The organism is Flavobacterium limicola, assembly GCF_003634755.1.
GTDB lineage: Bacteria > Bacteroidota > Bacteroidia > Flavobacteriales > Flavobacteriaceae > Flavobacterium > Flavobacterium limicola.
The window spans coordinates 210,204-236,411 of sequence record NZ_RBXA01000003.1 but is presented as its reverse complement, the minus strand read 5'-3'; the positions used below and the strand labels follow the sequence as shown (position 1 = coordinate 236,411).

The window sequence follows — 26,208 nt, the reverse complement described above, 5'->3', positions numbered from 1 at the left end:
ATGAAAGCGGCATCCTTTTTTGAGAGCCTTTTTTGGCGAACAAAAAAGATACAGCGAACAGCGGGGAAATGCTCAAAAAAGAAAAATTTTGTAACCTAAAATGACAATAAATAAGGGGTTTTATTTTGTATTTTCATACTGCTTTACTATCTTTCGTGTTGAATCTAATTAGAAACCTTACACATTGAAAAAATGTTAGAAGAAAAGAACGATAACCTGCTTGAGGCAGATGGAAATTTAGAGCACAAAGCTGTTGAATCTAATCAATCAGTACCTGAAAGTTTAGAAAGTGCGTCAATTGAGGAGCCTAGCGATTTTCCGGCAGAGGATAATGTTGTAATTCCATCTGAGGATGAAGTTGCAAAAACAGAGCCAACTGCTGAGACAGAAAATCAATCGGCCACTGATGCAATAGCAGAATCAAATGCGGAAGAAAGTGAAGATGAAACGCTGAAAGAGCGCCATGATATACCGATGCAGGATTACGATACTTTGTCACTTGAATCACTGGTTGACGAGCTTAAAAATTTGGTTTCTAATGATAAAATAATGTCGTTTAAGGATCATATTGAAGAAATTAAAAAAGCATTCTTAGCCAAATACAATCATCTTGTTGAGGAGAAAAAAGAGGAATTCCTTACAGAAAATCAAGATCCAAATGAAGATTTTCAATACCATTCTCCGCTGAAGACTCAATTTGATAAATATTACACTCAATTTAGAGATACTAAAAATACTCATTTCAAAAGTTTACAAACGAATCTGAAAACTAATTTAGAAAACCGTTTGGCAATTGTTGAGGAATTGAAGGAGTTGATTAATCCGCAGGCAAACATCAAAGACACTTTAAAGCATTTTAATGATTTAAGAGAACGATGGAAAAATGCAGGACCGATTCCGAAGGATAAATACAATCACGTTTGGAACAACTTCCATTTTCATGTGGAAAATTTCTACGACTATTTACATTTGGACCGAGAAGCGAGAGACTTGGATTTCAAACATAACTTAGAGCAAAAGCAAAAAATTGTGGCGCGTGTTGAAGAATTGGTAAAAGAAGCCGATATCAATAAAGCGTTCAGAGAATTACAGGATTTACACCGAATCTGGAAAGAAGATATTGGTCCCGTTTCCAGAGAACACCGCGATGAAATTTGGAATAAATTTAGCGATTTGACCAAACAAATGCACGATAAACGTGAGGTTTTATTCGAAAATCAAAGAGGAACAGAACTTGAGAATTTAGAAAAGAAAAAAGAAATAATTGCCAAAATTGAGGTTTTAGCTACGGAGAAAGTCAATGCTCATGCGCAATGGCTAGCTCAAATAGAAAAAGTTGAAGCCTTAAGAACAGCTTTTTTCTCTGCAGGTAAAGTACCATCGGAAGTAAATGAGGAAACTTGGGCCGGTTTTAAAACTGCTGTCAGAAATTTTAATTCTTTCAAAAACTCTTTTTATAAAGACATTAAGAAAGATCAAAATGACAATTTAAATAAGAAAACAGCGCTTGTTGCCAAAGCTAGAGAATTACAAGAAAGCACTGATTTTGATGCTACAACACCTATCATGAAACAAATTCAGGATGAATGGAAACAGATAGGTCATGTGCCAAGAAAATATTCCGATAAAATCTGGAAAGAGTTTAAAGATGCTTGCAACCATTATTTTGACAAGTTAAAAGAGCAGAAAAACGAAGAGAACAGCGAAGAAGTAGAAGCTTTTGATAATAAAAAAGCCTATTTAGAAACTTTGAGAGAATTTCAGTTGACTGGAGACCATAAAACGGATTTAGATGCGATTAAGTTGCATATTGAAACTTGGAAAAACTTTGGAAAAGTACCTTTCCCAAGAAGACATATTGAAGGGAAATTCAATAAAATCCTGGATGCACTTTTTGAAAAATTGAGTTTGAGTAAAAAAGATACAGATATGATGCGTTTCGCCAATAGAATGGATCATTTATCAGAAAGTCATGATACTCGCAAACTTGATAATGAAAAGATTTTTATCATGCGTAAAATTGACGAAGTACAAAATGAAATTTTCCAATTGGAAAACAACATTCAATTCTTTACCAATACCAGAAATGCTAAAAAAGAAAATTCAATTGTATTAGAAGTCCGCAAAAACATCGCCATTCATAAAGAAAGTCTTGATGTTTGGAAAGAAAAACTAAAACAATTAAGAAATTTGAAAATAGAATAAATTTTGATATTATTTTAAAACTATTAGCCTCGGACAATATTAGTTCGAGGCTTTTTTACAATAAAGATTTTCTGCATTCAAATTTTAACTTTCATTTATTAGAAATAATTATAGTAATAAACAGCGAAATTTTATTTTTACAAAATGAATTTGTTTCGAAAAACACTTGTTTTTATTGGACTTTTAATAGTTTTTTTATTTGCTTTTAGTGCAAATGAAGTTCCTGTTCAAACCATTAAAATAGAAAAGTCAAATTCTTCATTGTCTGCGAACAGCATTCATTCTTCAGATTTTATACAACCTCAAGTAAGTAATACTTTTACTTCCTATCATAAAACTCCTGATTACACCATTGCAAAATATCTGGAAAATTTTCTGAATGTAATTCCGGATTTTAAAATCAGTATATTCTTTATTCGTTTTGCGAAACAAGACATCAATCGATGTGAGATGGTTTCGCTCCTGCTCTTTCCTTTCCATTTTTTTTGGTGATTTGAAACACTGATTTCGTAAATTGAAGATATAGTATCTTCCCTTTTGAATTGATTCCCTTTGGATTTCAGTTCAACATATCATGCTTTACAAATAACTAAAAAAATAAAAAATGGATACTTCCGTAACTATAATTGGACTAATATTAACTTTAATAATTGCCATTCCTCTATTCTATTCCATGAGGTCATCTTCAATTAACAAAGCAAAAATCAAAGCCATAAAAACCAAATTCAGCCAAAACAATCACTTTATTTTTGAATTGACTGAAACACAAAATAAAAAAGTTTTGGCATTAGACGAAAAAAACAAAGGATTTCTTTTAATTGATTTTAATGCTAAAGAAGAAGAAGTTGTTTCTTTTGTAGATTTAAATACAATTCAATCCTGCAAACTGATTCCAACAACGGAGAATAACACTGCTACGATTCTAAAAATTGAATTTGAATTTCAATATAAAGAAGGCAAAAAAGCTGACTATATATCATTTTACAAAATTGAGAATGATCAAATAGGTCAAGTTTGTTTATATGAAGATCATCAACTTGCCAAAAAATGGACTAAAATGATTCAGGATTGCATAGCGATGTAAACAATTAATTTATTCTGTACAAGAGGCTTTTAAAGCCTCTTTTTTTTGCAAAAGGTTCTCTCGATATGATAATTATCATTTTAATATTTGAGTGGTCGTTCTACTTTTGATTAACGTTAAATGCCTCTGCCATGAAAAATTCTTTAATTCAAAAATACAATGTTCCTGGTCCCAGATACACCAGTTATCCAACGGTTCCCTATTGGGATGAAACTGATTTTTCAGATGAAATATGGGCTGAAACGCTAAAAAAATCCTTTCAAGCGAGTAATTCTTCAGAAGGTATTAGTTTGTATATCCATTTGCCTTTTTGCGAAAGCTTATGTACTTTTTGTGGCTGTAACAAGCGTATTACAAAAAATCACGGCGTTGAAAATCCTTATATAGAAGCAGTTTTGAAAGAATGGACCTTATATTGTAAAATTCTTGGCGAAAAGCCAACTATAAAAGATATTCATTTGGGTGGTGGAACTCCCACATTTTTTTCTACCAAAAATTTAGAGGATTTAATAAATGGTATTTTTGTTCATGCCAAAAAAGCCAAAGACCATGAGTTTAGTTTTGAAGGCCATCCCAATAACACAACTCACGAACATTTACAAAAGCTGTATGATTTAGGTTTTAGAAGAGTGAGTTTTGGCGTTCAGGATTATTCCGAGAAAGTACAAAAAGCAATTCACCGTTTACAGCCTTTTCATAATGTGGCAAAAGTTACGTTTTGGGCTAGAGAAATTGGGTATACTTCCATAGGTCACGATATCATTTTTGGACTGCCCTTTCAGGAAATAGAGGATGTAATTGATACCATTGAGAAAACAAAATCATTACAACCCGACCGATTGGCATTTTATAGTTATGCTCACGTTCCTTGGATTAAAGGCAATGGACAGCGCGGTTTTAACGATGAAGATATTCCAAAAGATGATAAAAAGAGAATGCTTTATGAAACGGGTAAAAAATTATTATATGAAAATGGCTATCATGAAATAGGAATGGATCATTTTGCGTTGGAGACTGACAGTTTATATGATGCTTTCCAAAGTGGCACATTGCACCGTAATTTCATGGGCTACAGTTCATCCAAAACACAATTAATGATTGGATTGGGAGTTTCTTCCATCAGTGACAGTTGGTACAGTTTTGCACAGAATGTAAAAAACTTAGAGGACTACTATCAAATTTTAGAATGGAACAAATTACCGGTTTTTAGAGGGCATTTATTGACCAATGAAGACCTCATCATCCGAAAACACATTTTGAATTTAATGTGCCAATTTGAAACTTCCTGGGAAACCAAAGAGGGTTATTTCAATGAAATTCCAGAGGTTATACTTCAGTTGAAAGAAATGGAAAACGACGGATTACTTATAATTAAAGACAATGGAATTGCCGTTACTGAAAAAGGAAAGCCTTATGTTCGTAATATTTGTATGGCATTCGATTTACGCTTGAAAAGAAAAGCGCCGGAAACCGAATTGTTTTCGATGACAATTTAATGTTTCTCAATCTTACAAAATAAAAAAGCACGCCTAGCAGCGTGCTTTTTCTATGCTAAACTATTAGAAAATTAGTGACAGTTTGGATCAGCTTGAATAAACAAACTCATATTGGATGGAGAAATATAAGGAATTCCTAATCCCAATCCTCGTAAAATAAATAAGCAACCAATGCATACTGCTACATAAGGAATCGCCTTCTGGATTCGGTTTCGAATAGGAATTGTAAGAAATGAGTTGATATACACGACGCTGCTCATCATAGGAACGGTTCCTAATCCAAATAAAATCATATATAAGACACCCAAACTTTCACTTTGCATGGCAATGGCACCAAACAAGGCGACATAAACCATTCCGCAAGGCAAAAAGCCATTCAGTAAACCAATAGTGAACAGGGATTTATAACTTTTGTTTCTAAACTGACTTCCTAAAGCTGCTTTTATTTTTGAAATTAATTTAAAAACCGGTTTTGAAAAATTGTATTTCGCAAAAATTTTATCCGGAGTCAAAACTACTAAGATCATGGCTACACCAATAAATATAGATAAATTCTGTTGTAAACCGGCCAAGAAGAAACCTTTTCCAAGCAGTCCAAAAACAAAGCCTATTGTCGCATACGCCGTTAATCTTCCTGAATGATAAGTAATGATTTGAATTGCTTTTTTGGTCTGATTCGTTCTGTCTACAGGCAACATCATAGCAATAGGACCGCACATTCCGATGCAGTGAAAACTACTTATTAAACCAAAAATGAAGGCAGTATAAAGCATTTTTTTATTCTAATGTCGTAAAGTTAAAAGACCCTAAAGCCAATTGATGTACTTTAAAACTTTTTACTGTAAGACTAATTGATATATATCGTTTCTTTAGTCAAATACGATTTTCCATCGTATTGCCATTCCATATTAATGTCCCATCGACCGCCTGCCAAACTTTTTTTAGGTATGAGCAAAGTAGTAGCATCAGATAGTGAAATGGGAATTTCAAAATCTAATTTTTTGTTAGACGGTCTGTAAAGGGACACTTTACCTTTGATATTTTTTGGATCAAAAACTTTTGGGAATACTATTTCAATTCCGTTTGAAACATTATTTATTGTAGGCTTTTGAGCCAAATCAGCTGCATTTTGTACACGAGCCATTTCATCTCCAAAATGTGCATCATGTTTATAATATTCTTCTACAACTAACTCATTATCGTATTTTGAATCGGATTGAACCGTAAAAACAAAAAACAAAATAAAGGTCATAAACAAACCAAAAGCGATTACGATTCCTGTTCCCCAGCTTATTTTCATGATATTATATTTATTTTTTTGAAACTTGAATTGGATAATTATTAATCAAAACTACGCGGACTCAAAAAGTTAGTGGTCGCCGTTTCAATTTTTTCATCCCCATTATAAACCTCAATTTTCAGTTTTGTTTTGTCGCTATCCAATAAATTTTGGTTGATTTCAACAAATAAGGTTCCGCCATTCATTCCTTGTTTGGGTACTTTTAATTCTTGTTTTCCAACCACTTTTAAAGTCCCTTTTATTCCAACAAGTTTAAAATGAATATCATCAAAATCATTATTAGTTTTATTGATAATTTTAAAAGTATATATGTTACTGATATTTTCGCCTTTGTGTTGAAACAATTGCCCTGGTAACCTCAAAATACTAGCTTCAACATCCGAACGTAAGAACAATAATCCAATCAAAATTCCTGTTAGAATGAATAATACAGCTGAATAGCCTTTCATTCTTGGCGTAAACTTGAACTTTACTTTTTTCTCAATTTCATCTTCTGAAGCGTATCGAATTAGTCCCTTTGGCAAACCAACGCTATACATAATCGTGTCGCATTCATCAATACAAGCGGTGCAATTAATGCATTCCATTTGTGTCCCGTTACGGATGTCAATTCCGGTTGGACAAACATTTACACATTGTTTACAATCGATGCAATCGCCTTTTCCAGTAGTCGCTCTGTCTTCTTGTTTGTTGAATTTAGCACGGCCCACTTCTTTTTCGCCACGAACAAAATCGTACGCAACATTTATAGATTTATCATCTAATAAAACGCCTTGCAATCTTCCGTAAGGACAAGCTATGATACAAACCTGTTCTCTAAACCAAGCAAAAATAAAATAGAAAACTCCTGTAAAGATGAATAAAGAAACCAAAGTACTAACATGGTTTTCGGGCCCTTCTTCAATCATTAAGAGCAACTTGTCACTACTGATAAGATATGCCAGAAACACATTGGCAATGAAAAAAGAAATGATTAGGAAAATAGTCCATTTTATGCCTTTCTTTCTGATCTTCTCTGCATTCCATTCTTGTTTTTCCAAACGAATTTGAGCACCACGATCTCCTTCAATCCAATATTCTATTCTACGGAAAACCATTTCTAAAAATATGGTCTGTGGACAAATCCATCCGCAAAATATCCGTCCAAAAATTACCGTAAAAAGAATGACGAAAACGACGCCAATAATCATAAAAAGAACGAAAAGATAAATATCCTGAGGCCAAAAAGGAAATCCGAATATATTAAATCGGCGTTCCAATATATTGAACATCATGAACTGATTACCATTTATCTTCATAAAAGGATTCGCAACAAGTACAATGAGTAAAAAATAACTCACCCATTTCCTGTAATCGTAGAACTTTCCGGAAGGTTTTTTGGGGAAAATGAATTTTCTATTTCCTTCTTCATCAATCGTTCCAATAGTATCTCTAAACGCTTCGTCTGGTAATTTTGACATTTTTTTTTATTTAAAACACAAGTTCAAAATAATTATTAAGCTAAATAAAACGTGTGTTTCTAATTGTTATTTAACTGCAACAGTAACATTTTCTTCTACCCAAACCTCTCCTTCAGGAGCTTTAGCATCAGGTGGATTACTTCCTTTTAAGGATAAGATATAACTGGCAACTTTCTGCATTTCTTTAGGTTTCAGGGTTCCTTTCCACGAAATCATACCTTTTCCGTCACGTCCTCCATTTACCAGCGTATGAAATACATTTTTTATTCCTCCCCCTAAAATCCATTGGTCATCCGTTAAATTTGGTCCAATTTGTCCTCCACCGTCAGCTCTGTGACAGGCCGCACAATTAGTTGTAAAAATTTCTTTTCCAGCTGCTAAATCTGCAGGATCTGTCAGTAAGGTCACCGTTTTTTCATCCATCATATCCGGCGCAGTTTTCATGTATTCTGCAATATCAATTTTGGCTTGAGCCACTTCTTTCTTAAGCTCCATTTCCTGATTGTCAGCACCTAACACTTCAAATCGCACCATGTAAACAACTCCAAATACGATACAAGCATAAAATAAGTACACCCACCATGGCGGCAAATTGTTGTCTAATTCTTTGATACCGTCGTAATCGTGGTCCAATAACAACTGATCTTCATTATCCAACGACTCTGTTTTAGTCAATTTCTTCATCAATTTCTTGTACCATTCACTATCCTTGAAACTTAAATTATTTGCTTCATTTAATTGGATTTTTTGTTCCTCGGTCAACAAGTGATACGTAATATTATCTACTGCACTCACGGTAATTTCTATTGCTATCAAAAGGAAAAGAAACACGAATAAGAATACGGAAACCATTGGGAATTTTATAAAAGCAGGTCTGTCTCCTGAGTCAATAAAATATTCCATTGCCATAAATACAGCGAAGAAAATAACAGGTACCCTAACGTATGCTGGAATTAATTTTTTCATTTTTTAAATTTTAAAAAATTATACTATTTAGTTGTCTCTCAATGGAATTTGACTTAATTCACTAATCGTTTCTTTTTTATAGGAGAACACCCATAAACCAAGGCCCACGAAAAAGACGAAAAAAATTAATAATGATAAGATGGGATATATCGCCACACCTTCAATCGTTTCCATATTATGTTTTATTTGTTCGAACATGACTTTTATTTTTTAGCAATATCTTTTACTTTAATATCGGTTCCCAGTCTTTGCATGTAAGCAATTAAGGCAACGATTTCTCTTTCGTTCATTGGAACAAATTTCTCTCCTCTGGCTTCGGCTTTTTTCTTGCTTTCGTCATAACTTTTCACAAAGTCAGGATCATTTTTCAAGCTTTCTTCAATTGCAACAGCTTGTTTTCTTAAATCATCTAAACCACTTGCAATTTGAGCTTCAGTATAAGGAACTCCAAGCTTCACCATAGCTTGCATTTTCTTTTGAGTCAAAGAAACATCCATCGGTTTATTATCAAAAAGCCATTTGTAACCTGGCATAATAGATCCTGCAGATATACTTTGTGGATTCCAGAAGTGGTTAAAATGCCAATTGTCATTATATTTTGCTCCAACTCTTAATAAATCTGGGCCTGTACGTTTTGATCCCCAAAGGAATGGATGGTCGTAAACGAATTCCCCAGCTTTAGATTGTGGTCCATAACGTTCTACTTCGCTACGGAAAGGACGAACTGACTGAGAGTGACACCCTACACAACCTTCACGGATGTATAAATCACGTCCTTCTAATTCTAGTGGAGAATACGGTTTGACACTGGCAATAGTCGGAATATTAGATTTAACCATAATTGTAGGAACAATTTGGATAACACCTCCTATTAAAATAGCAACAGTTGCCAAAATAGTTAACTGAATAGGTTTTCTTTCTAACCAAGGGTGAAATTTTTCTCCTTTTACTCTACCTGCACTAATTTTTATTAACTCAGGAGCCTCCGCTAATTCGTCTTCAATTTTAGAACCTAATCGAACCGTTTGAATAATGTTATACACCAAAGTAAACATTCCAATTAAATATAGGGTTCCACCAATAGCTCTCATCCAATACATTGGCATAATTTGAGTTACTGTTTCCAGAAAGTTACCATACGTTAAAGTTCCGTCCGGATTAAATTGTTTCCACATAGATGCTTGTAAAAAACCCGCAACATACATTGGAATGGTATATAATATAATTCCTAAAGTACCAATCCAAAAGTGGAAATTAGCTAATTTAAGAGAGTACAAACTACTTTTAGTCATTCTAGGAACCAACCAATAAATCATACCAAAGGCCATAAATCCGTTCCAAGCCAATGCACCTACGTGAACGTGAGCAATAATCCAATCCGTGTAATGCGCAATTGCATTTACATTTTTTAAGGATAACATCGGACCTTCAAAAGTTGCCATTCCGTAACCGGTAATTGCTACTACGAAGAATTTTAAAACAGGTTCCACACGTACTTTATCCCAAACCCCTCTCAAGGTTAATAATCCGTTTATCATTCCACCCCAAGATGGAGCAATCAACATAATAGAGAAAGCAACTCCTAAATTTTGCGCCCAGTTAGGCAAAGCAGAATATAATAAATGGTGCGGTCCTGCCCAGATGTAAATGAAAATCAACGACCAAAAGTGAACAATTGACAATCTATAAGAATATACCGGACGATTTGCCGCTTTTGGGACAAAATAATACATCAATCCTAAAAAAGGTGTAGTCAAGAAAAACGCAACCGCATTATGACCGTACCACCATTGCACCAAAGCATCTTGCACCCCTGCGTAAACAGAATAACTTTTCATTCCAGAAACCGGTAATGCCAAACTATTGAAAATATGCAAAACCGCAACCGTTACGAATGTCGCCAAGTAAAACCAAATGGCAACATACAAATGGCGCTCTCTACGTTTTAAAATTGTTCCAATCATATTGATACCAAAAACAACCCAAATCAATGCAATTGCGATATCTATTGGCCATTCCAATTCGGCATATTCTTTAGAGGTACTGTATCCAAGTGGCAACGAAATTGCTGCCGCTACGATTATTAATTGCCATCCCCAGAAATTAAGATTACTCAAAAAATCGCTGAACATTCTGGCTTTCAACAAGCGCTGCAAGGAATAATAAATACCCGCAAACATTGCGTTCCCTACAAAGGCAAAAATAACCGCATTGGTGTGTAAAGGTCTTAATCGACCGTAACTCAACCACGAAATCCCATCGGTAATATTTGGAAAAAGAAACATAAAGGCCAATGTAAGTCCTACTAACATTCCTACTACTCCAAAAACAATGGTCGCGTAAATGAAGTTTTTTACAATTTTGTTATCATAATAAAACTGCTGCATTTCCATAAATAAAAAAATTAAATGATTGAAAAATTTAAAAAATTACTGTTGAATATCACAAAGTCTCCTGGCTTTCGATGTTTGACTTCTCAACTTTGGGCTGTATTAGCTCGTCGTCAAATAGCATTCTGACTGACGGCGTATAATCATCATCATATTGACCCGTCTTTACTGCCCTTATAAAAGCAATAAAGAAACCAATGGCGACTATTATACTGATGGAGATTAATAAATAAATGACACTCATACCTTAATTTGTGTTAACAAAGTTACTTTTACGTTTCCGAGTAAAACATGACAATTATCATACTTATTACTTTTGTTAAATATATGTGAAGAAAAAATCAAATCGTGCTCCATTCTATTTATTCCGAGCATAATAACTACTCATCACTGTTACAAAACTTACAATGGTTATTGTACTCAACGGCATGATGATAGCTGCAACCAAAGGCAATAAATTCCCGGTTATAGCAAATGATAATCCAACCACATTGTACAATAAGGAAAGTCCAAAACTCATTTTGATGGTCGTAATCGCATTCTTGGATAATTTTAAGAAATAATTCAATTTTTGAAATTCACTGGCATCCAAAATAGCATCACAAGCCGGTGAAAAAACATTTACATTTTCAGAAATGGAGATTCCTACATTGCTTTGCGCCAAAGCTCCGGCATCATTTAATCCATCGCCTACCATCATCACATTTTTGCCTTGTTCCTGTAAGTTTTTAATAAATTCTAATTTCTGTTCCGGTTTCTGATTGAAAATAAATTCCGTGCCTTTCGGCAAAAGTTGTTTAAGAATAGCGCGTTCGCCTTCGTTGTCACCTGATAAAACCTTGATTTGATATTTTGTGCTTAAATTTTTAAAAAGCACTTCTAATCCCTCTCTGTATTGATTATTAAAGATGAATTTCCCGTAATAAACAGTATTGATCTTAATATGAACCGATGTTTGCTGAACGTTTTTTTCTTCGATTTTTTCTACAAAATCGGCAGAACCTATCTGGATTTGGTGACCAAAAATCTGGGCTTGAATCCCTTTCCCTGTGATTTCTTCAAAATGATCCACTTTCAACTTTTTGGTATCATTTCCTGATTTACTTTGCAAAATTGGAATCGGCAAATAATCATATAACATTCGGCTTAACGGGTGATTGGAGGCCCGAAGCACATTCTTTACCAGCAATAAATTCTCATCGGAAAGAACGGTTCCTTCATAGGAAATATTCGATTTTTTATTGGTTGTAATCGTTCCTGTTTTATCAAAAACTATCGTATCCACTTTTGCTAATTGTTCAATAACTAAAGCATTTTTGAGATAAAATTTCTGTTTTCCTAATATTCGCAATACGTTCCCAAAAGTGAATGGTGCCGTCAATGCCAAAGCACAAGGACAAGCAACAATAAGCACTGCCGTAAACACATTGAAAGCAGTATTAGCATCTATAAAAATCCAATAGCCAAATCCTGCAAAAGCAATCAATAATAAAATAGGTGTAAAATAACGGCTAATACTATCGGTAATCGTTTTGTGCTTTTGTTCTACATTTTTTTGGAACACATCATTGCTCCATAATTGCGTCAAATAACTTTGAGAAACAGAATGTAAAACCTCCATTTCGATAACTTTCCCTATTTGTTTTCCTCCTGCAAAAACTTTGTCTCCGGATTGTTTTGTAATAGGAATTGCTTCTCCAGTGACAAAACTATAATCGATTTCTGCCTTTTCAGAAATTAGAATCCCATCAACGGGAATCAGTTCTTGGTTTCTGATGAGTAATCGATCGCCTTTTTCAACTTCGTAAATTGCCACACTTTCCTCTGATAAATCCGAATTGATTTTGGTAATCGCTATTGGAAAATAGGACTTAAAATCCCTTTCGAAACTCAAAAAACTATAGGTTTTGATTTGGAACATTTTCCCTAAAAGCATAAAGAATATCAATCCTGTTAAGCTGTCAAAAAAACCGGAACCGTAATCCATAACAATATCAAACGTACTTCGCACAAACATCACCACAATTCCTAAAGCAATAGGAATGTCGATATTAAGCATTTTAGTTTTGATACTTTTATACGCAGAGACATAATAACCACTTGCCGAGTAAAAGAAACTCGGTAATGCTAACGCAAAAATCAACCAACGGAAGAAGCCACGGTATTGGTCTAACCAAAATTCTTTTACTTCAAAATATTCCGGAAACGAAAGCAACATAATGTTTCCAAAACAGAAGAAAGCAACGCCTAATTTATAAGTCAAACTTCTATCTACATCATTACTTCCCGTTTCATAGTTTTCTAAACTTATATAGGGTTCATAACCAATAGAACTCAACAAATAAACAATCGTTTTGATAGAAACAACTTCTGGATTGAAGGTGATTCGGACTCTTTTTTCTGGAAAATTAACCTGTGAAGTGCTTATTCCTTTTTGAAGACGCTGTAGATTTTCCAGAATCCAAATACACGAGCTACAATGAATATGTGGAATACTAAGTGAAATAATTGCGGTTGAATTTTCTTGAAATTCCAATAATTTGGATACAATACTCTCATTATCTAAAAAATCATATTTACCATTAATATCTTGCGGGGTTGCTCCAGGGGATTTTTCAAAATCATAATAACACGTCAAATCATTCAGACTGAAAATTTCGTAGACCGTTTTACAACCGTTACAACAGAAATTTTTAGCATCAAAAATAATTTCGTCTTCTTTAATAATGTCTAACCCACAATGGAAACAGTTTTGTGTGTCCATAACTTTGCTCATTTTACCTGGAACAAAGGTGATTAATTGAATAATTTAAAAATATGATATTTGTCATATTAAAGAGTTAGTTTTGTAATTCCAATAAATCACATATACTATGAGCAAATGCGAACAATGTATCGTCAGAGAATTTAGCTCTTTAAAAGCCTTAACTAAAGACGAATTAGTTAAACTCTCCGACTGTAAAACTTCCCATATTATTAAAAAAGGTGAAGTTATTTTTGAGGAAGGTGAGAATGTAAATGGAATTTATTGTATCAAAGATGGTGTGTGCAAACTGACCAAATTGAGTGCAAACGGCAAAGACCACATTGTGAAATTAGTTACTAAAGGAGAATTACTGGGGCAACGCTCAATGATTAGTGATGAACCGGTCAACTTAAGCGCTGTAGCTCTTGAAGATATGCAGGTTTGTTTTATTCCAAAATCAGAAGTGATGGGATATTTCGATAAGAATAACCAGTTTTCAATGAATGTGATGAAAAGTATTTGCGGTGATCTAAAAGAAGCCGATGATCACATGGTAAATTTAGCTCAAAAAACAGTCAAAGAAAGATTAGCCGAAACGCTTCTTTATCTAAATGATACTTTTGGAAAAAACGAGGATAACTCTTTAAAAGTACAACTTTCAAGAGACGAATTAGCCAGCATAATTGGCACTGCCACTGAAAGTTGCATTCGTTTGCTATCTGATTTTAAAAAATTAGGTCTGATTGAATTAACAGGAAAAAAAATTGTTTTAAAAGATATCAATGCGCTAAAAAAATTAGCAGAATAGCCCGATTCATTTTACTCTTTTTTATTCATTACAAAATAATACACCGGAATTCCCAGCGCCACAATACACAATCCTAATCCTGTATTGAAGGTATCATAAATCAATAAATTGAAGCAAATTGCCGAGGTCACTATAATATAAATGGCTGGTACAATTGGATATCCAAAGGCTTTGTAAGGCCTATCCGCATTGGGTTCTTTTTTTCTAAGGATGAAAACACCTAGAATCGTCAGGATGTAAAACAACAATGACGCAAAAGTTGCGTACGTCAATAAATCCCCAAATTTTCCCGAAATACAAAGTACACAAGCCCAAATACACTGCACCCATAGCGCTTTTGCAGGAACCTGATTTTTATTCAGTTCTGTAGCTTGTTTAAAAAACAATCCGTCTTTTGCCATGGCAAAAAATAATCGTCCTCCCGAAAGAATCAAACCGCTATTGCATCCAAAAGTGGAAACCATGATTAACGCAGCCATTACAAATACACCGACATTTCCCATAATCATGCTTGCCGCCGCCGCGCCTACTCTATCATTACTGGCAAACATGATTCCGTTACTCAAACTATCAGCAGCGTTTGGTGTTCCTTGCATTGGCAATAAAGCCAAATAAGCCAGATTTGCCAAAACATAAATAACAGTCACAATCAGAGTTCCAAGAAACAAACTTCGGGGTATATTCTTTTTAGGTTCTTTAATTTCACCTGCAATAAAAGTCACGTTGTTCCAAGCATCACTGGAAAATAATGAGTTGATAATCGTTGCTCCTGCTGCACCCAAAATTGCCATTCCTGCTAATTTTGTAACCGTAATTGTTCCGTCAGGATTTACAACCGTTTTACTGGCTTCCCACATATTTGCAAAATTATTAGACAAAACATCCGTTTGTAAACCAACATACAATCCCAAAATAATCAATGCAAAAAGCGCAATTAGTTTAGCCGAAGTAAAAATCAATTGAACCGTTTTCCCGCTTTCAACACCTTTAGTATTAATATAAGTTAGCAGAATTATACTAAAAATTGCCAATACTTTTTGGTAAGAAAAAACAAAACCAGTACCAACCGTAAAAAGAGTTTGATCTAAAACAGGAAAAAAGATAGCGGCATAATTAGCGAAAGTAACTGCAATAGCTGCGATAACACCGGTTTGAATTACCGTGAAAACAGTCCAGCCGTACAAAAAAGAAACTAATCTTCCGTACGCACGTTGAATATAAACGAATTGTCCTCCTGCATTGGGCATCATTCCTGCCAATTCTCCATAACTCAATGCCGCAGCAACAGTAATTAATCCCGTTACTAGCCAAATGACCAATAACCAAGCAGCAGAACCAATATCTCTCGCCATGGCTGATGTTACAATAAAAATTCCGGATCCTATCATGGAACCAGCAACTAAACTCGTGGCATCTATTAATCCTAAAGAACGTTTTAACTCGGTTTTATTTTCTGACATTGGTAAATTAATTATTTAAAACTGAACACTAATCCCGAAGTATCGGGACTGAAATCTGAGCACTGATTACTAAAATACTGAATACTATAACTTCTTCGCTTCTTCCCAAAAAATATCCATTTCAGCTAAAGTCATGTCCATTAAAGGTTTTCCTAATTCTCCAGCTTTACTTTCTAAATATTGAAATCGCTTGATAAATTTTTTATTAGTTCGTTCCAAAGCATCTTCAGGATTTACATTCAAAAATCGAGCGTAGTTAATCATCGAAAATAAAACATCTCCAAATTCGGCTTCAATTTTATCCTGATCACCTGCTTCAACCTCAACTTGTAACTCTTCCAATTCCTCTTGAACCTTATCCCAAACCTGATGCGATTCTTCCCAATCAAAACCCACTCCTTTTACTTTATCCTGTATTCGGCTTGCCTTAACTAATGCAGGTAAACTTCTTGGAACACCTTCGAGAACAGATTTTTTGCCTTCTTTCAATTTTAGTTTTTCCCAATTTTGTTTCACTTCCTCTTCATCTTTAACCACAACATCACTATAAATATGCGGATGACGGTGAATTAGCTTTTCACAAATTTCATTACATACATCCGCCATATCAAAGTCATTCGTCTCGCTTCCTATTTTGGCATAAAAAACAATATGTAATAACAAATCACCCAATTCTTTTTTGACTTCGTTTAAATCATTATCTAAAATAGCATCGCCTAATTCATAGGTTTCTTCAATAGTCAAATGACGCAAGGTTTGCATGGTTTGCTTTTTGTCCCAAGGACATTTTTCCCGCAAATCATCCATAATGTCTAATAATCTTTCGAAAGCTTGCAATTGGTTTTGTCTTGAATTCATCAGAAATTGTTTTTGGTAAAAATAAAAAAATCCTGTTCAGAAAATAGCTGAACAGGATTAAATATTATTGTAGTGTTAAATTACTCTTTTTTAGCTTTTGCTTTTTTAGCAGGAGTTTTAAGTTCCGCTTCTGGAGTTTCTTCTGCAACGGCACCAACTTCTTCAGTAACAGCAACAGCTGGAACTTCATCAGTAACTAATCCTTTTGCCTGAAGCATATTGTACCAGTTTAAAACTTTTTTGATATCAGAAGGATATACTCTTTCTTCATCATAATCCGGTAAAATTTCTTTGAAATAAGCCGTTAGTTTTGCATTGTCTTCTTTATGAGAAAGTGCTGGACCTTTGCTTTCTTTATCAGCAATTTTTTGCATGATCTCAGCTAATGGTTTTTCGCCTTCATACGTATAAATTGAAATTTCCGACAACAAACTCACATTACTTTTCAAGTTCACTGTGATTTTTTTTCCGTCTGCCAATGATTCTGCTACAAAGCCAGTTCTTGTTTGCACTTTCAATACATATAAACCTGGTTTCCCAGAAATGGCTAATATTTTTTCTAAATTCATCTTTTGTGTAATTATTATTAAGAATTTGACATATTTATTTTTTCTTTAAAACCAAAAATCATACCAACGAAGCTGTTGCTAAATTTTATCTTCCTTTTTTGGCAAAAAATTTCATGCGGTAATCTTGGAACGTTTTTCCTTCTAAGATGTTTTTCAGTTTCTTTTGAATCAATCGTTTTTTTAATGATGAAATTTTATCCGTAAATAAAATTCCTTCAATATGATCGTATTCATGTTGGATCACTCTGGCGATTAATCCGTCAAAAACTTCTGTTTTCATTACAAAATCCTCTTCGCAGTATTCGATTGTTATGGTTGGATTTCTGTAAACATCCTCTCTCACATCCGGAATACTCAAGCAACCTTCATTAAAACTCCACTCTACACCTTCTTCTTTTATCATTTTTGCATTGATAAAAGTTCTCTTAAATCCTTTTAATGCTTTTTGTTCCGAATCTTCTAATTCTTCATCATCACTAAAAGGAGTGGTGTCGATTACAAATAAACGAAGCGCTAATCCCACTTGTGGCGCAGCAAGACCCACACCATAGGCATTATACATGGTCTCGTACATATTAGCAATCGTTTCTTTCAAGTTTGGATGTTCTGGTGAAAGAACTTCTCCTGTTTTTCTTAAAACTGGGTCGCCATATCCTATAATTGGTAAAATCATTCGTGTTGTATTAAGTATTTTCTACTGAAATTGGAATATGTTTCCTTTTCATTCAGTTTGCAAAAATAGTAAAAAAATAGACAATGAATAATCTGCCGTTAAATATTAGCTAATATTTACAATTTAAAAGAAATCACCTCCTTTATTGGTTGTATAATTCATACAAATCTTACCTTTGCAACAATACTATGATATGATTTACAAAATCCGAAAATTTACCGACAGCACTTATTTTACCAATGCTATAAAAGTCACTATTGCGGCAGTTATTCCCGTGGTGATATTTTCGTTTTTGGGCAAATTTGAAATGGGTTTTGCTATAGCTCTTGGGGCAGTTTTCACCTACCCAAGCGATATTCCAAGCAGTCTGAAACATAAAATTAACGGTGTTCTGGTAACTGCTTTTCTTGTTGCTGGGATCAATTTGCTCGTTAATATTGTATTTCCATATTCTTGGATTTTTTATCCATTTTTGGCAGTATTAATTTTCCTAATATCGATGCTTTCTGTATATGGGCAACGCGCTACAATGGTTTCTTTCTCTGGTCTCATTGCCGTTTCATTAGCATTTGCAAGCATCAATACCGGCTGGGCAATGTTGCTGCATGCAGGATTAATACTTGCCGGTGGTTTATTCTATCTGTTGATTTCGCTTATTTTTCATTACATCAGACCGCATCGTTATGTAGAGTTACAAATTGCGGAATGTATCAGGCTTACCGCCAAATATTTGAAACTGAGAGGTGATTTATGGACCTTGAATGCTGACAGAAAATCAATCATTGAAAAACAATTACACCTTCAAGTCGAGCTGAATACCATTCATCAAAACATTAGAGAAGTATTAATTAGTAGTCATACAACTTCAGGTTCTTCCAATCAAAACCGTAAAATGCTTTTGGTTTTTATTTCGTTAGTAGAAATTCTGGAACTCGCGCTATCCACAGCTTTCGACCATGATAAATTACATCAAAAATTCGATGATTATCCAAAGGTTTTACATACGTATCAAAATTTAGCTTACAATCTGGCGGCTAGCTTGAAGCAATTATCTAAAAGTGTCAAAAAAAGTACGAAATACATTTCTAAACATACTTTACTGGGCGATTTGAATGCCTTACAACTTGCCATTACAGATTATGAAAATGATTTAGGAAAAACTACTGCTTCCGAAGGTGTTTTCATGTTGACAACGATGTTGCAATATGCTGAAAAACAAGTCGAAAAAATAAAAATTGTTGAGCGTGCTTTTACAGTTACTTTTAATTCGCACGATTTTAAAGGAATCGATACTGATTTAGAAAAATTCCTGACTCCACAATATTATCCGTTGAGTACTTTGACCCAAAACCTGAGTTTCTCGTCTACTATTTTCAGGCATTCCTTGCGATTAACTATAACCTTAATGCTTGGTTTTATTATTGGAAAATTTCTACCGTTCCATAATGTTTATTGGATATTGCTGACCATAATTGTAATCATGAGACCGGGTTATGGTTTGACAAAAGAACGTTCTTTTCACCGAATTATTGGCACAGTGATTGGTGGATTAGTTGCTTTCGGGATTCTTTTCATCGTAAAAGACAACATCATAATCAGTGTTCTTTCTATTGTTTGTATGCTGTTGGGATTCTCTTTTACACAAATTAATTATAAGGTGAGCGCCATTTTTGTCACCATGTATGTTGTATTTATCTATGGAATAATTACACCTAATATTGGTGATTTAGTTCAATATCGAATCCTAGATACTGTTGTGGGTGCCACTTTAGCCTTCTTGGCGAATCACTTTTTATGGCCTTCCTGGGAGTTTTTGAACATTCCTCTCTATTTAGAAAAAGCAATTAAGGCAAACCAAGATTATTTAAAAGAAATTTCTATTTTTTACAATAAAAAAGGAAATATTTCTACTTCCTATCGTCTAGCGCGAAAAAATGCTTTTATCGAAATTGGTAATCTGATGGCTTCGTTTCAAAGAATGGTTCAAGAACCCAAATCAAAGCAAAAACAAATGCCACAAGTATACAAACTGACTGTTTTAAATCATTCTCTACTGTCTTCTCTGGCTTCATTAGGAACTTATATTCAATCCCACAAAACCACAACTGCTTCTGAGGCTTTTAATGTAGTCGTTGATACTGCCATTAAAAACTTAGACAATACCATTGCAATCTTAAAAGAAAACAATTTAGCACTCAAAGAAAACCTTCCGCAAGAAGATCTAGCAATGCGCTTTACAGAGCTGAAAAACATTCGGGAAAAGGAGTTAAAAGAAGGAATTCCTATCGATGAAGACGCGTTTCAACTGAAAATGCAGGAAGCGCAATTGGTAATTGAACAATTAATCTGGTTGACAAATTTGTCCGAAAATATTTTGAAAACGACAAAAATACTAAAGGATTCATAACGAAAAAAGGCGCTGAAATTAGATATAATCTAAAATTCAGCGCCTTTTTTATTTATATAAAATTCTAATTATTTAGCTTTAAAACCGTAGCTGTTTCTTTTCTGATTTCCTTTAATAAATCAGGATTATCATTTAATTTCTGACCAAAAGAAGGAATCATCGTTTTTAATTTCTCTTGCCATTCCGGCGTTTCAAATTGATCTTTAAAACATCTTCCAATCAAATCAACCATAATAGAAACAGCGGTTGATGCGCCCGGCGAAGCACCCAGTAAAACAGATAATGTTCCATCGGCAGTGGTAATCACTTCGGTACCAAACTCCAGAATCCCACCTTCTTTTTCATCCTTCTTAATCACTTGAACGCGTTGTCCTGCTCGTTCAAGAACCCAGTCTTTAGATCGTGCTCCTGGAACATATTCTCTTAAAGCATTTATTCTATCTTTAGGAGACTGACGTACTTGCTGAATTAAATATTTAGTAAGTGGTATATTCTTGATACCCGCGGCAACCATAGGAATAATATTGTCTGGTTTTATCGATAAAGGCAAATCCGAATAGGAACCATTTTTTAAGAACCGAGTTGAAAAACCTGCAAAAGGACCAAAAAGCAATGCTTTCTCACCATTTATCATTCGGGAATCAATATGTGGAACAGACATTGGCGGAGCACCAACACTAGCTTTACCATATACTTTGGCCTGATGTTTTGCAATCACTTCCGGATTGGTACATTTTAACCATTGCCCGCTCACAGGAAAACCACCGTATCCTTTTCCTTCTGGAACATCTGCTTTTTCTAATAATGGCAACGAACCGCCACCGGCACCTATGAAAACAAACTTGGTATATGCTTTTTTCTTTTGGCCTGAAGCCAAATCAGTAATTTTTATTCTCCAGGATTTATCTTCCCTTTGTTTTAATTTTTGAACTTCATGGTTGAAATGAATGGTAACACCTTCTAATTTTGTCAAATAACCAAAAATACTTCGGGTTAATTCTCCAAAATTTACATCGGTTCCAATTGCCATTGAAGTAGCGGCAACTGCATCAGCTTCCTTTCTACCTTCCATAACGAGAGGCATCCATTTTTTCAACTCAGAAAAATCCGTGCTGAAGACCATTTCATCAAAAAGAGGATTAGCTTGTAAAGCTTCATATCTCTTTTTTAGGTACTCCACATTTTTTTTACCCCAAACAAAACTAAGATGTGGAATGCTTTTTATAAAATTTTCTGGGGATGGAACTTTATTTTCTTGGACGAGATACGCCCAAAATTGTCTTGAAACCTCAAAAGATTCCGCAATACCGATTGCTTTTTTTGGATTGATGCTTCCATCTTCACTTTCAGGAGTATAATTAAGCTCGCAAAAGGCGGAATGTCCCGTTCCGGCATTATTCCATGCATCAGAACTTTCGGCGGCGGCAATATCTAAGCGCTCGTAAATTTCAATTTTGATATCCGGCTGCAACTCTTTAAGGATTAAACCAAGAGTGGCGCTCATTATTCCAGCTCCTATAAGAACTACTTCACTATTTGTACGTATGGTTGTATCAGGCATAACTAGATTTTAAAATGCAAAGATAATTTATATAATTGCAAAAAAAAGCATAAATTTCACCTCAAAAGTTACATTTATCAAACCTTTTCATCCTAAACACTAGTTTTTTGTCTTGATTTTAAAATCTTTTTCGGGTCAAGTAGTCCTGAAGCATTATCGTAGCCGAAATTTCATCAATCAAAGCTTTATTTTGCCGTTGTTTCTTACTCATTCCGCTATCAATCATGGATTGAAAAGCCATTTTTGAAGTAAAGCGTTCATCAACGCGAATTACCTTCATATCCGGAAAATGATTAGTAAAATGGGTTACAAAGCCTTTTATTATGGAAGCACTTTCGGAAGGTTGTCCATTCATTTGTTTGGGTTCACCAATAAGAACTGCTTCTACTTTCTCTTTGGAAAAATAGTCTTTCAAAAAAGCAATTGCAGTTGTAGATGGAATCGTTGTCAAGCCAGAAGCTATGATTTGCATTTCATCGGTAACCGCTATTCCGGTTCGTTTTTGACCGTAATCTATGGAGAGAATTCTTGGCATTTATATTTTTTTTCAAAGATAACTATTTTAATTTTCCGATTCTTAGCAACAAAGGAAAAGTCACTTTCTTATCATTTTTTTGCCAAGAAACTTTCAAATCATCGTAAATCAAGTCTATTGGGTTTTTATTATTCTTCGAAATATAATGCTGTGTCGCTGACCAAGTTTCTAGATATCCGATTAATTCTTCAAAAGTCCAAATTAAATGGTTTTCAAAACCTTTCGTAACAATTTCATCAAATGGAAATGGAATCGTTTTGTAATTTTCATCCAAATACTTTCGCTCAGTATCCCAATAAGGGCCAATTGTATTATGATAAAAATTTCGCAATATCTTATCTGAATCTACATTGGTGGAAAACAAGCCATAACCCAGAACGGCAAATATTCCATCTCGTTTTAAGATTCTATAGATTTCTTTGTAAAACGAATCAAAATCAAACCAATGTATGGCTTGTGCTACAGTAATTAAATCAAATTGCTGATTTTTGAAAAAGGTATTTTCGGCCTGAGATACTTTGTAGATAATATTTTTGCCAGGAATAGCATTATCAAGTTGGTTCTGACTAATATCAATTGCATAAACTGTTTCAAAAAATCTCGAAAGTTTATGTGCAACCTGTCCATTTCCTGTAGCAACATCAAGAGCAACTCCTTTATTTTTGACAAATGAAATCAAATAATCAATCATTTCATCTGGATATTGAGGTCTGTATTTTGAATATTCTGTTGCTTGCTTGGAGAAATTATCTTTCATCTTTTAGTTCTTTTCATTACTACTCCAAATTTATAACTTTTAAAAATATTAAATAAACAAGAAGTTAAATCTGTAACATTTTCAAACCATTTTGCTTTTTTGCTTTTGGTTAAAAATCCTATCTTTGTCAAAAATTATCAAAAAATGAATCCATTACAGCCGATTATAGAGCAAGCTTGGGAAAACCGTGCTTTGTTACAAGAAACTAGAACTACTGATGCAATCAGAGAAGTTATTGAATTATTAGACACCGGAAAATTACGTGTTGCCGAGCCAGTTGGTGAAGGATGGAAAGTAAATGAATGGGTTAAAAAAGCCGTGGTTATGTACTTCCCTATTCAAAAAATGGAAACATGGGAATCTGGAATTTTCGAGTACCATGACAAAATGTTATTGAAAAGAGGCTATGCCGAAAAAGGAATCCGTGTTGTTCCTAATGCTGTAGCGCGTTACGGTGCTTATATTTCCAGTGGTGTTATTTTGATGCCTAGTTATGTAAATATCGGTGCTTATGTTGATGAAGGAACAATGGTAGACACGTGGGCAACCGTAGGTAGTTGTGCTCAAATTGGTAAAAACGTACACTTAAGCGGTGGTGTTGGTATTGGTGGAGTTCTTGAACCATTGCAAGCTGCTCCGGTAATCATTGAAGACGGTGCTTTTATAGGTTCGCGTTGCATCGTAGTTGAAGGCGTTCATGTTGGAAAAGAAGCCGTACTTGGTGCTAATGTTTGCTTGACTGCCTCTACAAAAATTATTGACGTTACAGGTGAAACTCCGGTTGAAATGAAAGGGTTTGTTCCTGCCCGTTCGGTAGTGATTCCTGGAAGTTATACAAAATCGTTTCCAGCAGGAGACTTTCAAGTTCCTTGTGCATTAATCATTGGAACACGTAAACCTTCAACAGATTTGAAAACATCATTAAATAATGCTTTACGTGAATATGACGTAGCGGTATAAGTTATTGAAACTACAATTTTAAGTTCCAAATTCCAATCGATACTACAATTGGAATTTGGAATTTATTTTTTTCCAATTTTCCTTTTCAGATATTTCTTCTTGGTAATTTTTCTTTTGAATTGGGTTGTTTTTTCTAGAAGAATGGAGTGTAATTTTTCCTCAGATTGATTGCTTAACTTGGCGTAGGCCTTTGCCACCACTTTTACCATTGTTTTGGACAGCCACATTTTCTTGAAATTATCCATTCTTGCTTCGATAGATAAATCTTCAAACTTCATTCTATTTAAATCTATCAGATAGAAGTCATATTTCCCAGAATCTTTTTTCACAACCAAGGTATTCCCAGGCGAATGATCCAAAAATTTGACCTTTCCCTCATGCATTTTATAGGTAAAGGCCGTAAATTGCTCCAAAATCAAATTACGTTCATTAAATAATGGATCATGTATCAATTCCCGAATGGTAAAATCATAATCTATTTGTTGACATATGTAAAAGCTGTCTCCTAAAAGCCCCCAACGATTGCGATTCTCCACATAGGCAATAGGAAAAGGAGTTGGTATGTTATGGGCCAACAAATAATTGGCATAATCAAAAGAACGCTTTGCTTTGGTACTTCGAAAAAAAGAATAAATAATAGATTTTATCAGTCCTGGTCTATCAAAATATTTGATATTTACTTTCTCATCACCCAATATATTAGATTTTATTGTATTCCGAGAGCCTTTAACAATCAAATCTCCCCCAACAAAAAAACCTGCAACCAATTGAAGAATAGAATTTTCCTGATGTATATATTGGGGATGAATGATAATTTGCACGATGTTTTTATTTTATTTTGGTTTAAAAGTATAAAAAATAGTACTTTGCAGCAACAAATAGTTTTATGAAGAAAGTTTTAATTATCCAAAATAAGCGTATCGGTGATGTTTTGATTGCCTCAGTCATCGCTAACAATTTTAAAAAAAAGCATCCAGAAAGTGAAATTCACTTTATGGCTTATGATTATACTTTAGGAGTTATTCAGCATAATCCGAATATTGACAAAATCATACCCATTAACGAAAAAGAGCTAAAAAAACTGCCGAATTTACTAAAAATGATTCGTCAGATACGAAAAGAGAAATACGATATTATTTTCGATCCCTATTCTAAAACTCAAAGTCGTCTGATCTGTAAATTTTCGGGTGCAAAACAAACCATAGGCCATAAAAGTCGTAAAAAATTCGGAAACTGGGACTTTTACACACACCCCACGGAAGGATTGAAATCTTCGGACAAACTTTGCGGAAAAGCGATTGAAGATCGTGTTCATTTACTGGAATATGTAGGTGATTTTGAACCGATAGATTATGCCCCGAAATTATTTCTTTCGGAAGAAGAAAAAAAAGAAGACTGGCTCGGAAAATACAAAGACAAAAAGGTAATTGTATTGGGTGTTTTAGGAAGCACTCCACAAAAATCCATGCCCTATGAATATGTTGCCGAAATAATAGATTTTATTGCGACTAACTTTGACGTTTACATTCTTTTCAATTATTCTCCACATCAAAAAGAAGAAGCAATGAAAATTTATGAAATGTGCAAAAATAAACAGAATATCATTCTGGATATCTATGCCCCAAGCATTCGCGATTTTATTAAACTGATGAATAAATGCGATATCTTAGTTTCAAATGAAGGAGGAACGGTTCATATTGCCAAAGCCTTGAGCAAGCCAACCTTCACGATTTTCTCACCTTATGTAAACAAAGCACATTGGGCAAGTTTTGAAGACGGTAAGTTCCATCACTCTATTCATTTATTAGATGTAAAACCGGATTTGTTTAACAATTTCACTTATGAAGAGCGAAAAAGAATTGAACAAAATCCGCATGAATTATACAAACAACTTTCTCCGGAAATCATTCTGCCGCAATTATATACATTTCTTAAAAACAATCTATAAAAAAGGTGCTCTGATGAGCACCTTT

Annotated in this window: 24 protein-coding genes; 8 read left to right on the top strand and 16 right to left on the bottom strand. The window is 34.2% G+C overall.

Annotated elements, in window-relative coordinates; all coding sequences use genetic code 11:
• Positions 1-192 precede the first annotated feature (192 nt).
• The 4 genes from BC952_RS11065 (at position 193) to hemN (ending at position 4,785) form a co-directional block, all read left to right on the top strand.
• Entirely contained in the window at positions 193-2,205 is a 2,013-nt protein-coding gene (locus BC952_RS11065) for a DUF349 domain-containing protein (RefSeq protein ID WP_121365713.1), read from the top strand.
• A gap of 144 nt (positions 2,206-2,349) precedes the next feature.
• A complete protein-coding gene (locus BC952_RS11060) occupies positions 2,350-2,697 on the top strand; it encodes a hypothetical protein (protein WP_121365712.1) in 348 nt (115 codons plus the stop codon).
• 112 nt (positions 2,698-2,809) lie between these two features.
• Positions 2,810-3,289: a hypothetical protein gene (locus BC952_RS11055; RefSeq protein ID WP_121365711.1), complete on the top strand. Its 480-nt coding sequence runs from the start codon at positions 2,810-2,812 to the stop codon at positions 3,287-3,289.
• Positions 3,290-3,420: 131 nt separating this feature from the next.
• Positions 3,421-4,785: an oxygen-independent coproporphyrinogen III oxidase gene (hemN, locus tag BC952_RS11050; RefSeq protein WP_121365710.1), complete on the top strand. Its 1,365-nt coding sequence runs from the start codon at positions 3,421-3,423 to the stop codon at positions 4,783-4,785.
• 71 nt (positions 4,786-4,856) lie between these two features.
• On the opposite strand, the gene BC952_RS11045 is transcribed toward hemN, so the two are convergent.
• The 8 genes from BC952_RS11045 to BC952_RS11010 all read right to left on the bottom strand — a co-directional run bounded on the left by BC952_RS11045 (position 4,857) and on the right by BC952_RS11010 (position 13,665).
• Positions 4,857-5,558: a sulfite exporter TauE/SafE family protein gene (locus BC952_RS11045; protein WP_121365709.1), complete on the bottom strand. Its 702-nt coding sequence runs from the start codon at positions 5,556-5,558 to the stop codon at positions 4,857-4,859.
• Between the two features lie 74 nt (positions 5,559-5,632).
• Positions 5,633-6,085: a FixH family protein gene (locus BC952_RS11040; protein WP_113634281.1), complete on the bottom strand. Its 453-nt coding sequence runs from the start codon at positions 6,083-6,085 to the stop codon at positions 5,633-5,635.
• 41 nt (positions 6,086-6,126) lie between these two features.
• Entirely contained in the window at positions 6,127-7,545 is a 1,419-nt protein-coding gene (gene ccoG, locus BC952_RS11035) for a cytochrome c oxidase accessory protein CcoG (RefSeq protein ID WP_121365708.1), read from the bottom strand.
• Positions 7,546-7,611: 66 nt separating this feature from the next.
• Entirely contained in the window at positions 7,612-8,511 is a 900-nt protein-coding gene (locus BC952_RS11030) for a cbb3-type cytochrome c oxidase N-terminal domain-containing protein (RefSeq protein ID WP_121365707.1), read from the bottom strand.
• Between the two features lie 27 nt (positions 8,512-8,538).
• The gene (locus BC952_RS11025; protein WP_113634284.1) at positions 8,539-8,709 is read right to left on the bottom strand and encodes a CcoQ/FixQ family Cbb3-type cytochrome c oxidase assembly chaperone; all 171 of its coding nucleotides are present in this window, start codon (positions 8,707-8,709) and stop codon (positions 8,539-8,541) included.
• Between the two features lie 5 nt (positions 8,710-8,714).
• On the bottom strand, positions 8,715-10,904 hold the full coding sequence (gene ccoN, locus BC952_RS11020) for a cytochrome-c oxidase, cbb3-type subunit I (protein ID WP_121365706.1): 2,190 nt from the start codon (positions 10,902-10,904) through the stop codon (positions 8,715-8,717).
• A 49-nt stretch (positions 10,905-10,953) separates the two neighbouring features.
• Positions 10,954-11,145, bottom strand: coding sequence for a cbb3-type cytochrome oxidase assembly protein CcoS (ccoS, locus tag BC952_RS11015; protein WP_113634286.1), 192 nt, complete (start codon positions 11,143-11,145; stop codon positions 10,954-10,956).
• Positions 11,146-11,259: 114 nt separating this feature from the next.
• Positions 11,260-13,665, bottom strand: a complete 2,406-nt coding sequence (locus tag BC952_RS11010; protein ID WP_121365965.1) for a heavy metal translocating P-type ATPase — start codon at positions 13,663-13,665, stop codon at positions 11,260-11,262.
• Positions 13,666-13,774: 109 nt separating this feature from the next.
• On the opposite strand from BC952_RS11010, the gene BC952_RS11005 reads away from it, so the two are divergent.
• Positions 13,775-14,455 (top strand): Crp/Fnr family transcriptional regulator, encoded by a 681-nt coding sequence (locus BC952_RS11005; protein ID WP_121365705.1) that lies wholly within the window; start codon positions 13,775-13,777, stop codon positions 14,453-14,455.
• 11 nt (positions 14,456-14,466) lie between these two features.
• On the opposite strand, the gene BC952_RS11000 is transcribed toward BC952_RS11005, so the two are convergent.
• From BC952_RS11000 to def, 4 genes are all read right to left on the bottom strand, one after another.
• Complete coding sequence (locus BC952_RS11000; protein WP_121365704.1) at positions 14,467-15,915, bottom strand: APC family permease; 1,449 nt, start codon at positions 15,913-15,915, stop codon at positions 14,467-14,469.
• Positions 15,916-15,999: 84 nt separating this feature from the next.
• On the bottom strand, positions 16,000-16,773 hold the full coding sequence (gene mazG, locus BC952_RS10995; RefSeq protein WP_121365703.1) for a nucleoside triphosphate pyrophosphohydrolase: 774 nt from the start codon (positions 16,771-16,773) through the stop codon (positions 16,000-16,002).
• 80 nt (positions 16,774-16,853) lie between these two features.
• The gene (locus BC952_RS10990; RefSeq protein ID WP_121365702.1) at positions 16,854-17,342 is read right to left on the bottom strand and encodes a DUF5606 family protein; all 489 of its coding nucleotides are present in this window, start codon (positions 17,340-17,342) and stop codon (positions 16,854-16,856) included.
• An 85-nt stretch (positions 17,343-17,427) separates the two neighbouring features.
• Positions 17,428-18,015 carry a peptide deformylase gene (gene def / locus BC952_RS10985; RefSeq protein ID WP_121365701.1) on the bottom strand — a complete coding sequence of 196 codons (588 nt, stop codon included), beginning with the start codon at positions 18,013-18,015 and terminating at the stop codon, positions 17,428-17,430.
• A 193-nt stretch (positions 18,016-18,208) separates the two neighbouring features.
• Here def and BC952_RS10980 point away from each other — a divergent pair, with 193 nt between their 5' ends.
• On the top strand, positions 18,209-20,422 hold the full coding sequence (locus tag BC952_RS10980) for an FUSC family protein (protein ID WP_121365700.1): 2,214 nt from the start codon (positions 18,209-18,211) through the stop codon (positions 20,420-20,422).
• A 64-nt stretch (positions 20,423-20,486) separates the two neighbouring features.
• Here the strand turns inward: BC952_RS10980 and BC952_RS10975 are convergent, their stop codons facing one another.
• From BC952_RS10975 to BC952_RS10965, 3 genes are all read right to left on the bottom strand, one after another.
• Positions 20,487-21,983: a malate:quinone oxidoreductase gene (locus tag BC952_RS10975; RefSeq protein WP_121365699.1), complete on the bottom strand. Its 1,497-nt coding sequence runs from the start codon at positions 21,981-21,983 to the stop codon at positions 20,487-20,489.
• Between the two features lie 118 nt (positions 21,984-22,101).
• Positions 22,102-22,518, bottom strand: a complete 417-nt coding sequence (gene ruvX, locus BC952_RS10970) for a Holliday junction resolvase RuvX (protein ID WP_121365698.1) — start codon at positions 22,516-22,518, stop codon at positions 22,102-22,104.
• 22 nt (positions 22,519-22,540) lie between these two features.
• Positions 22,541-23,275: a class I SAM-dependent methyltransferase gene (locus BC952_RS10965; protein WP_121365697.1), complete on the bottom strand. Its 735-nt coding sequence runs from the start codon at positions 23,273-23,275 to the stop codon at positions 22,541-22,543.
• Between the two features lie 144 nt (positions 23,276-23,419).
• Between BC952_RS10965 and BC952_RS10960 the strand changes: the two genes are divergently transcribed.
• The gene (locus BC952_RS10960) at positions 23,420-24,235 is read left to right on the top strand and encodes a 2,3,4,5-tetrahydropyridine-2,6-dicarboxylate N-succinyltransferase (protein WP_121365964.1); all 816 of its coding nucleotides are present in this window, start codon (positions 23,420-23,422) and stop codon (positions 24,233-24,235) included.
• Positions 24,236-24,297: 62 nt separating this feature from the next.
• Here BC952_RS10960 and BC952_RS10955 read toward each other — a convergent pair whose 3' ends face one another.
• Entirely contained in the window at positions 24,298-25,056 is a 759-nt protein-coding gene (locus tag BC952_RS10955) for a lipopolysaccharide kinase InaA family protein (RefSeq protein WP_121365696.1), read from the bottom strand.
• 65 nt (positions 25,057-25,121) lie between these two features.
• Here BC952_RS10955 and BC952_RS10950 point away from each other — a divergent pair, with 65 nt between their 5' ends.
• Positions 25,122-26,183, top strand: coding sequence for a glycosyltransferase family 9 protein (locus BC952_RS10950; RefSeq protein ID WP_121365695.1), 1,062 nt, complete (start codon positions 25,122-25,124; stop codon positions 26,181-26,183).
• Positions 26,184-26,208: the final 25 nt, after the last annotated feature.